A 10,258-nucleotide genomic window follows, 5' to 3' on the forward strand; every position below is an offset into this window, starting at 1 on the left:
GCACTCGTCCCTGTTTTAGGGATGAGTGCGTTTTTTTATATTCATAAAATGGAGTGATAATGATGAGTGAAAAAATGATTAAAATTCGTTTTCCAAATGGTCGTGAACAGGAATACGTGAAAGGAATTACGCTAGAAGCAATTGCAGAATCTATTAGCCCTAACTTAAGAAAAAAAGCTATTGTAGGAAAAGTGAATCATCAACTATTTGATTTACGCAGAGGCATACAGGAAGATGCAGAAATTGAGATTTTAACTTTAGAATCAAAAGAAGGTTTAAACGTACTGCGACATACTGCAGCCCATGTATTAGCACAAGCCGTCAAAAGAATACATGGTCACATCAACTTAGGAGTTGGTCCTGTTATTGAAAATGGATTTTATTATGATATGGATCTTCCTAATAGTGTTGCAGTTGAAGAGTTAGTTCAAATTGAACAAGAAATGCAAAAAATTATTGCTGAAAATTTAGAAATTCAACGAATAGAAGTGAGCCGCGATGAAGCAAAGCAAATATTTGAAGAGCTCGGTGACCATTTAAAACTAGAGTTATTACAAGATATTCCTGCTGATCAAAACATAACTCTATACAAACAAGGTGAATTTCTCGACTTATGCCGCGGACCACATTTACCGTCTACTGGCTTTATGAAAGCTTTTAAATTAACAAACGTTTCAGGAGCATATTGGCGCGGTGACAGTAATAACCAAGTCCTTCAAAGAATATATGGGGTTGCCTTCCCTTCTAAAAAGGAACTAGATGAGTATGTAATCTTTTTAGAAGAAGCTGCAAAACGAAACCATCGTAAATTAGGCAATGAATTAGAATTGTTTATGTTCTCTGAAGAAGCTCCAGGAATGCCATTTTATTTACCGAAAGGACAAATCGTACGAAATGAAATGGAAGCTTTTTTAAGAGGAATTCAACAAAAGCGTAATTATCAAGAAGTTCGTACTCCTTTTATCATGAATCAAAAACTATGGGAAAACTCTGGTCACTGGGATCATTATAAAGAAAATATGTATTTCACAGAAGTTGATCATGGAAAATTTGCTTTAAAACCAATGAACTGCCCTGGCCATATGCTTATGTTTAGAAATAAGCTGCACTCTTATCGTGATTTACCAATTCGAATGGCTGAATTTGGGCAAGTCCATCGTCATGAATTTAGCGGTGCTCTAAATGGACTCCTCAGAGTTCGTACATTCTGTCAGGATGATGCACATATTTTTGTAACACCTGAACAAATTGAAAATGAAATAAAAGAAGTAATTGATTTAATCGATTACGTATATCGTACATTCGGTTTTCAATATGAAGTTGAGCTCTCTACAAGACCGGAAAATTCAATGGGAGACGACGAACTATGGAACAAGGCGGAAAGCGCTCTGCAAAATGTACTAGAACAACTAAAATTCCGTTATAAAATCAATGAAGGTGACGGAGCATTTTACGGTCCGAAGATTGACTTCCACATTAAAGATGCTTTAAACAGAAGTCACCAATGCGCAACTGTACAGCTTGACTTCCAAATGCCAGAAAAATTTAATTTAAGCTACATTAACGAAAAAAATGAAAAACAACGTCCTGTCGTCATTCACCGTGCTGTATTCGGTTCACTTGACCGATTCTTCGGAATCTTAATCGAACATTTTGCCGGAGCATTTCCAACATGGCTAGCTCCCGTGCAAGCAAAGATTATTCCTGTATCAGTTGAAGCACATGAACTATACGCAAAAGAAATAGAGGAAAAGCTAAAACATGCTGGTATACGAGTTGAACTTGATCTTCGCAATGAGAAACTCGGTTATAAAATGCGAGAAGCGCAAGTTCAAAAAATCCCATATGTACTTGTTGTTGGCGATCAAGAAGCCGAGCGTAACGAAGTTAATATTCGAAAATACGGAGAACAACAATCTGCAGCTGTATTGTTTGACGAATTCCTTGCTAACATTCAGCACGAAATTCAAAATAGAAGTTTATAACACAAAAGAAAACGTGAGAAAGCCCAAAAATCAATGCAGCTTTCTCACGTTTTCGTGTATATGATGTGTAATAATTTATTTTGCAATTGTATAATCTTTCTTTTCCAGCAAAGTTAATACACCATTTTTCCCTTCTAAATTTCTAGGATGCATTTCAAGAGTCTTAATTAATCCAAGGTGAGACCAAGTGGAACTAAGAAGCGTGTCGTCCAAGTCGAATAAGAGTAAACTATATTCATTCAACTCTCTCCCACTTTATTTCTGTTAATAGAAATATATTTTTCTTGAAAATTAGAAGCAAAGCCTCCTACTTGAACCTCTGTAATATTACCAAAGTTAGTAGATACATTTACAACAATCTCTGAAGGCTTATTCATTACATACCCTTGCTCAAAGGTGAAGGTACTATATTTTTCAAATTCTTTATTTTGTTTTATTAAATAACATGCTAGTGCTGCATTTGATGTACCAGTAGCGCTTTCTTCTGGAATATCAAACAGAGGTGCAAAGTTTCTACAATGAGCTGTGGAATTATGTAGTGTTTCCAATGTAAATACATGATAGCCAGTTACATTATGTTTTTTACTTATTTCAGCAATTCTTTTCATATCAGGAGTAATCTTTAACAGATCTGAAAGTCTTCTTACAGGTATAATGATATCGCATAAGCCTGTAGATACAATTTGGATGGGCATATCAGGTATTAGTTTTTCTTCATCTAAATGTAAAGACTTAGTAATATCTTCACGGGGAATCGTTTTAAGAAAATCAGGGAGATTTTGTTGTAAAGATATCATTTTATTGTTATGCATGTGTACACTTAGTATCCCTGCTTTTGTCTTTATTGTGTATATCTTTTTCCTTATTGATCTAATCTGAGCTAATAAGGAGAAAGCAGCGATTGTAGCATGTCCACATACAGCAATTTCTTCATTGGGTGTAAAGTATCTAATCTCGTAATCTGAAGTTACAGAAGGAAACACAAAGGCGGTTTCGGAAAAATTTAGTTTGTTTGCAATAGCTTGCATAGCTTCTGTTGTAAGACCTTTTGTATCTAAAACAACTCCAGCTGGATTCCCACCTTTTTCATCTTTGGTGAAGGCATTTAACATATATGTTTTTATCTTCAATCCATTCTCTCCTCCCCCATTTTATCATTCTATAGATGTAGAAAATGACATGTGTATTCCTTATAAATCTAGTTCATATAAGATATATCCATAGCAAATCAAGAGGCTTGTCCCTGCCTCTTCATAGATTAAACCTTTTTCTTTTTTAGTAATTTTGTACAAAAATGTACAAAGCATCCTTCCTCAGAATTGACCTTATTTCTACAATCTAATGCATTTTTAAGAGGGCACTACACTCATACTAATCCATTATTCCATATGCGCTTCATACAACTGAACAATCTCCAAAGTGTTATCTAATTCCTGTAATTTTTTCACTAAACTTTCCACACCAAATATTTCTGTAAACGTATGACTGCCTGCAATAAGATTAATATTTTTAAACTGCGCATATTGAACAGTATACAACGTCTTTTCTCCTGTGATGTATGTATCACAGCCACTGTCTAATGCTGCTTGAATATGATCAGTCGAATGCCCTGCCCCCGTTAAAATACCAACTCGTTTTACTTCCTTATCATTATTTTTCCACGCCTTCACTTTTTCACCAAGCTTACTCTCTACTCTTTCGACTAGCTGCGAAAATGAGATTGGATTTATATATTCACCAACGCCAGGTAATTCTTCATCATCACATGAAGAATACGATACAATTTCATCAATTTCAATTGTGTGAAACAAAGATGTACAAGTTCCAAATTCAACAAAATCTAACGGCGAATGTACCCAAAAGTGATTGATATTATATTCTTTCAGTTTACTTATACAAGCTTCTTCCATTCCATATAAGAACTCCCATGCAGCATGATGCGTAATCATCATATCTACATTCCCTTTCTTCGCTTCTTCAATTGTTTCTAATGTTAAGTTTGTTGCATAACCTATTCTATTAAACTTTTCATTGCTTACGTTTGTTATGCCAAACTGATCGCCGTACTTACGTAAATGTTCTCCAAATATTTCTTCAATGTATTGCTTGAATTGATGTATGTGCATGTTTTTCCCTCATCCTTATACCTTTAGTGTGTTTTAATCATATACAAATTCTTCACTATTCTTGAAAAACCTTCCTTTAGTTTTTAGGTTCCAAATATATCATTAAAATTATTCGAAATTTATTGAAAATAAAATTCTAAAAATATAGAATAAATTAAAAAGGAGGATGAACAATGAAAGTTATGAACTTAAATGCGACAAGAGAAACTTATTCTGTTCAGATTAAACATTCGATTTTATTCGAAATGGGACTAGGTATTGCGGCTTATACGTATTACGATTTTCATCATACTTTTGAAAAGCCTATAGATTATTGGAAGGATATTGAGAAAAAATTATCCGCTATCGTTCAAGAAGAACTACATTACACACACAAACACAATACATGGTTCGCTTTACTGCAATTACTTCACTCCCGTTCTTTTAATCCTCTTGAAAGTTTTTTTCATTTTCTTGATGAACTAACTGAAGAGGAATTACGTTGGCGTTGTTTGCCTTATATCGGATTGCAGCATGAAGACAATCGAAGAAAAGTATCCCGTAAAGAAAAAACAGCTATAGCTTCCTTCATAAAAGCTTGTCAACATCACAAGTTTTTCCCGACATACATCAAACATATTTCATCTATCGATACTTCCGTACTTAAACGACACCTGAAAATCATCTCTGAAGGTTGGTACGAAACAGTAATACAGCCTAACTACATAGAGTTTACTAGCATGCTTGAGCGTGATGCCCAGCAAAAACGTGCACTTCAATCAACTTATCCCCCTGAAGAACTTGTCAAATATATAACGGGTAGCACATATCAACCTGAACCTTCTATTCATCAAGTCATACTTATCCCGCAATATGTGTACCGGCCTTGGAACGTAGAAACGACTTTACCAGGAATTAAAGTATTTTATTATCCCATTTCAGACGATAATGTGAGTTTAGTAGAAGATCCTTACTCTCCTCCGTCTACATTAGTTCATAGTTATAAAGCGCTTGGTGATGAAACACGATTAAAAATTATAAAATTACTAACTGAAAGAGATCATTCACTTCAAGAGTTAACCGAGAAGCTCAAAATTCCCAAAACAACGCTTCATCATCATTTATCTTTACTCCGGGCAGCTCGGATCATTAACGGCAAAGGTTCTCGGTATTATATACAGCTTGATCACTTAACTTCCCTTCAAGAGAAATTACAGCGTTTTCTAGGAAAGGGGTGAAGAGATGGAGCAAAGTCAATCTGTATTTACCAATCGTTCCTTTTTATGTTTATGGCTTGGGGAAACCATTTCTGAACTTGGTGGGGCGATAGGAGCGCTATGTAATTCGCTGTTATTGTACGAAATCACCGGATCAAAATCGGCTATGGGAACGCTATGGTTAACGTATTTTATTCCATCTTTAATTCTTCAACTCTTTATCGGCCCTTTCATCGACCGGATAAGCCGAAAATATATTATGTTATGTTCTCAAATTTTAAGAGGAATTGTGTTCTTCTTACCCACTCTTCTTATGTTCTTAGGGCAGATTGAGATATGGAGTTTGTTTGTCATTCAAGTGGTACTTGGAATTCTACAGCCTCTTTATGTTCCAGCTGCATCAGCTCTGCTTCCTACGATTGTACAACAGGACAAATTAACACAAGCCAACGCCTGGATTGATGGAACAATGCGTACCATGAGTTTTTTAGCTCCTACGTTAGGGGGACTCATAATAGCTTACATTGGAACTTTGTCTACTTACACAGTGGTAGGGATCTTATTTCTTATAAGTGCAGGTAGCCTTTCTTATCTCCATGAGCCTTCGGTTATACACGATAGTAAAAAGGCTACTTGGTTAAAACAAATCATTTCCGGATATCAATACTTTTTCAAGCAACGTCCGCTCATATGGCTTGGATTCTTTACTTCTTTAGTGCAATTTAGTGTCGGGGTAACAATGGTAATCAATGTTCCTTATATAATAGAAGAATTCAAAGGACCATCTTTTTCATACGGCCTTTTTATGGGCAGCTTTCCTTTAGGGTATGTGGTCGGTTCTTTCTTAGTAGGCAAATGGAGAAATGGGTGGTCACTAAGATATATTATGCTTTCAGGGCTATTCATGGGCGGGTTATCCTTTTTCTTACTCGGCTTTGTAACATCCTTTCCTCTTGCTGTTTTGTGCGAAATTTTTGGAGGTATTTGTTTCCCATTTTTCAACATTCATCAAACGAGTCTCCTTCAAAAAACTGTTCCTTCTCACCTTATGGGACAAATATTTTCTGTTCGTCTCTTTTTAATTCGAGCTACTATGCCTTTGGGTATTCTTTTTGCAGGACAAATTGTTGAAATCTCTGGTATCCGTCTTTTGTATATCTTGATTGGTAGCTTTATTATTATTCCTGCTTTATTCGGTATGCTCTTGCCCTTCTTTTCCTTTTTAGATGAGGAAAAAGATAGTGGTATTCATATTTAGTTTTCTTTATAATATCAACAAACTGTTATACTATTGAAAGTTCTCTTTCGAAAAAATCGCAAACAGCTTCATTGAACTTATTGAGAATTGGTCAAGAGTAGCTTTCGTTGGTTGTGAGGACTCGAAATGGTTAGTCCATTAACCTACCCCCATACGCAAAAAACGCTAAGCACTAATTTGCTAAGCGTTTTTCTGCGTTAAAATATAGTTGAAACCTCTACTTGTTTTCAGTGATCCATTCGACCGATTCTCTATCAAAAGAATGAGGTTCTTCAAACATAGGAGTTAGTTAAATAGTTTTCGAGAAAATTTATAACTTACATATAGAGCATTTAAAGTATTTCCTTTGCATCAGAAAGTAAATTTCTTACATGTTTAAGATATTTCGTCATATTTGTATCGTCATCAATTGGATATGTGAACAATAAGTTATCTGCAACATCTGCTGCTAAAGTTCTAAACAATTTACAAGTGACAAATATAGAATCCCAAAAATTCTCATAGTTGCTGTCAGAATAAGTTTTCCCATACATCTCCTAATACGATTCAGGAAGATACTTTTTGAAATACTTCCCCATTTTTCCCGTCGAAACTTGGAAGTCGTTTTTTATGCCAACCCACCAAGAAACCATCTCATTCAATCTAACTCGTATTACATGTTCAAACATTTGCTTTGCATATGGCAATTCATCGCGCCAAATTCCTTTTGCAACGTTTTGTAGACACCACCAAAAATCATTGCAACAACTCATAAACATAGGTTCTATTACCCTTTTTATATGATAATCAATATCTGTAGGAGCAGGAGTGGATGGTAGAATGTTATCCTTATCTAATAATGGAACTGTAAGTTTATCATTGACATGTCCATCAATCATTGTATCTTTAGTTTCAATATGAAGGTCTATACGATTTCCATCTGTAAATAGCATTAAATATCCATAAGATCTATCAAAGTCCATATCCATAAGATCTATCAAAGTCCATATCCATACCAACTGATTTATCATTTTTATCAGGCTCTTGTATCATAAGTAAATCTCCAAAAATATGAATCCACGTCTTATCTTTTATAAAAGATGCTGTTTCCGTCACTACATAAACAATATCGTAATCTTGAAAGATATCTTTCGCAGCATTAGGATTTGTTCTTGATCCGTTCATATAGACTGCTCGAATTCGTTCATCTTTTTTAGCTACTCCTAATATTAAATCAAACATTTCTTTTTCACTTCTCATTGCTATTCACCTCGAATTCCCGTTTCTTTATTGCTATTTTGTAACTGTTCTTTATAGGTATTGTTGAAGTATCCTGTACCTTTAGTTTAATAGCACAGGTTCTTACTTTTCTTCTAACTCATATACTTCATCCCATTCTACTCCACAAGTATCCACAAAAAAACTAGAGTGTAGCCTGAATTAGATATTTAAATACTTAAAAGAGGTTGTCCAAGTGAAATTATTCGGAAAACCTCTTTTTTGATTCAACAATTCAATATTTCTTTTAACATTTTAAAATTTTGTCGATAAATCTCTGGCGAACCCCATGTTATTTCATTAAAGCTACTGATTGCAGAAGACAAATCATATCCATACTCATTCATAAATTTTTTTCAGTTCCTTTAAAACAAAGTTTTCTCGGTGTATCCATCTATTCTGCTCGCATTGGTTAACAATTTTTTGATTTTGATTAATTGCATCGCTAAGCTTCACCCATTGAGGTGTATATCCTTGTTCAAACTCGTAATCATCTAATTTTTGAGCAGTTTTCTCACCATTCACTTCGCAAAAATAATAATGTGACGTCATTTGAAATATAGCATTTTTATCATATTCATCTATATGCCTTTCAATGACAACACCCATTTTATTTCTAATTTCACAGTTAAGATAGCCTGTCTCTTCCGCTACCTCTCGTATTAATCCTTCTGCATGACTCTCATTCTTTTCAACTCCACCGCCGGGAAATTTATAGTCTCCAAGGTTCGAGTGAACTAGAAGGATTTTATTATTTTGAATAATAATAGCTCTGACGGCTTCTCTATAATTTATCTTAACTTTATTTTCATCAACTTCTGAAATTCCTAATAATGCATTAAAAATCATAATTCTTCCATTCTTTAACAAAAAACATTTTCACTATACTCTAATGAGTTTAAATTTTTACAGTAATTGATAAGCTCTTCTATTCATTTAAGGCGACAGCATATGATAGATTCATTTTTATAAAACAACTTCAAACTCATCCACATACACCGCACTTCCCGAAATCTCAGCCTCTAAAGTATCATTACTTTCCTTTCTCACTTTTGCCCTCACTCGTCCATCTTTTCCTATTTCATGACCCTGCTCGACTAAAAATTCTCTTGTATCCTTGAATTCTCCCTCAATAAACGTAGTGTAATATGCTCCCATAACTCCAGAAGTTGCACCAGTTACTGGGTCTTCTATTGTACCAGCATACGGTGATGAAAAATGACGGGCGTGTATATGAGCATTTGAATCATATGTTTCTAAGCAAAAAGAATGAATCGAAGCGCGGGGCATTTCTTTTAAAATAGATGGGAATAGTTTGTTGTTAGGTTTCATCTTTCTGAATGATTCAAGTTTTTTCACTGGAACTAACAAAGTCCAATTCCCCGTGCTTCCATATACAATTGGCAAATTTTCTTCTAAATCATTCTCATGCAGACCTATACAAGCAGCTAATTCTTTTCTTGAGCCATAAAATTCTTGAAATTGCGGATTTGCTTGTTTCATCGTTATGTATGATCCACTATGCAAATCTGTCTCTGCTTGTATTGGTAAAATTCCTGCTTTCGTTTCAATTGTCAAATTCCCTGTTTTTTCTATTAAACCTCTAGTTTGTAATGCGTAAATGGCGGCTACAGTACCGTGACCACAAAGATCCATTTCATAGCCTGGCGTAAAGTAACGTATTCTCCAATCTGCTACTCTTGACGGCATTAAAAAAGCAGTCTCATTAAATCCTACTTGATAAGCTATATTCTGCATCTCATTCTCTGTTAATTTATCAGCATGTAAAACGACCTCTGCTGGATTTCCCATATTTGATTTATTGCTAAATGCCTCGTAATGAAAAATTTTAACTGTATTCAATAGATTCATCCCTTTACTTTATAAAATTCCAGTAACTAAGACTATTAATATATTATTTCAACCTTCCCATATACACTATTCCGTTAGAACGATTTCCATTCATCGTTACATACTTTACTTTTTCATATGCTAACTGCTGGAAATCACTCGTCCATTCTTTTACTCGTTCCTCACTATGATGTCGCAAAACTGCTCCATCAGTTAACTCAAATACACCGTATATGTTATATTTTCATCGTACTCTGCATAACGATGTTTATTTCGTTCATCATCGTTCAGTAAGAAATCGTTAATATAAACAACACCGCAAATATTAGTACCGCATCGAAAGAATGATTAGGAAAAGGAAGCTTTCCACTCTCAATAATCTCAAAATGGATGTCTTTATTGTGTAACTTAGCACGTTTTATCATTTCCTCTGAAAAATCTACACCATATAATGTGGCTTTGAAATAAAGTTTAATCAAAAATAGCTCACAAACGTGTATTTATGGTAAATAAAGAAGAATCCATTTTGAAAAAAAGATTGATCAAAATGGATTCTTATCTAGCAGATATAAGTTTTGGGTTTAT

9 protein-coding genes and 2 pseudogenes are annotated in these 10,258 nt (G+C 34.5%); 4 read left to right on the forward strand and 7 right to left on the reverse strand.

What is annotated here, in order from left to right; all coding sequences use genetic code 11:
* Positions 1-62 precede the first annotated feature (62 nt).
* On the forward strand, positions 63-1,985 hold the full coding sequence (thrS, locus tag LRP84_RS15200) for a threonine--tRNA ligase (protein WP_230575855.1): 1,923 nt from the start codon (positions 63-65) through the stop codon (positions 1,983-1,985).
* A 239-nt stretch (positions 1,986-2,224) separates the two neighbouring features.
* Here thrS and LRP84_RS15205 read toward each other — a convergent pair whose 3' ends face one another.
* Positions 2,225-3,115 (reverse strand): PhzF family phenazine biosynthesis protein, encoded by an 891-nt coding sequence (locus LRP84_RS15205; RefSeq protein WP_230575856.1) that lies wholly within the window; start codon positions 3,113-3,115, stop codon positions 2,225-2,227.
* 249 nt (positions 3,116-3,364) lie between these two features.
* A complete protein-coding gene (locus LRP84_RS15210; protein ID WP_230575857.1) occupies positions 3,365-4,111 on the reverse strand; it encodes a Nif3-like dinuclear metal center hexameric protein in 747 nt (248 codons plus the stop codon).
* A 173-nt stretch (positions 4,112-4,284) separates the two neighbouring features.
* Here LRP84_RS15210 and LRP84_RS15215 point away from each other — a divergent pair, with 173 nt between their 5' ends.
* The 3 genes and pseudogenes from LRP84_RS15215 to LRP84_RS22595 all read left to right on the forward strand — a co-directional run.
* Positions 4,285-5,328, forward strand: a complete 1,044-nt coding sequence (locus LRP84_RS15215) for an ArsR/SmtB family transcription factor (protein WP_230575858.1) — start codon at positions 4,285-4,287, stop codon at positions 5,326-5,328.
* A 4-nt stretch (positions 5,329-5,332) separates the two neighbouring features.
* Positions 5,333-6,565, forward strand: coding sequence for an MFS transporter (locus LRP84_RS15220; protein WP_230575859.1), 1,233 nt, complete (start codon positions 5,333-5,335; stop codon positions 6,563-6,565).
* Between the two features lie 52 nt (positions 6,566-6,617).
* Positions 6,618-6,698 (forward strand): annotated as a pseudogene (locus LRP84_RS22595) (SMI1/KNR4 family protein); the annotation flags it as partial.
* 199 nt (positions 6,699-6,897) lie between these two features.
* Here LRP84_RS22595 and LRP84_RS15225 read toward each other — a convergent pair.
* The 5 genes and pseudogenes from LRP84_RS15225 to LRP84_RS15240 form a co-directional block, all read right to left on the reverse strand.
* Positions 6,898-7,804, reverse strand: a pseudogene (locus tag LRP84_RS15225) (aminoglycoside 6-adenylyltransferase).
* Between the two features lie 357 nt (positions 7,805-8,161).
* Positions 8,162-8,671 carry an NUDIX hydrolase gene (locus LRP84_RS15230; RefSeq protein WP_230575860.1) on the reverse strand — a complete coding sequence of 170 codons (510 nt, stop codon included), beginning with the start codon at positions 8,669-8,671 and terminating at the stop codon, positions 8,162-8,164.
* Positions 8,672-8,788: 117 nt separating this feature from the next.
* Positions 8,789-9,685 carry a PhzF family phenazine biosynthesis protein gene (locus LRP84_RS15235; protein WP_230575861.1) on the reverse strand — a complete coding sequence of 299 codons (897 nt, stop codon included), beginning with the start codon at positions 9,683-9,685 and terminating at the stop codon, positions 8,789-8,791.
* A gap of 52 nt (positions 9,686-9,737) precedes the next feature.
* Positions 9,738-9,872, reverse strand: a complete 135-nt coding sequence (locus tag LRP84_RS22480) for a hypothetical protein (RefSeq protein WP_302850604.1) — start codon at positions 9,870-9,872, stop codon at positions 9,738-9,740.
* 88 nt (positions 9,873-9,960) lie between these two features.
* Complete coding sequence (locus LRP84_RS15240) at positions 9,961-10,098, reverse strand: class I SAM-dependent methyltransferase (RefSeq protein ID WP_230575866.1); 138 nt, start codon at positions 10,096-10,098, stop codon at positions 9,961-9,963.
* Positions 10,099-10,258: the final 160 nt, after the last annotated feature.

Source organism: Bacillus rhizoplanae (assembly GCF_917563915.1).
Lineage (GTDB): Bacteria > Bacillota > Bacilli > Bacillales > Bacillaceae_G > Bacillus_A > Bacillus_A rhizoplanae.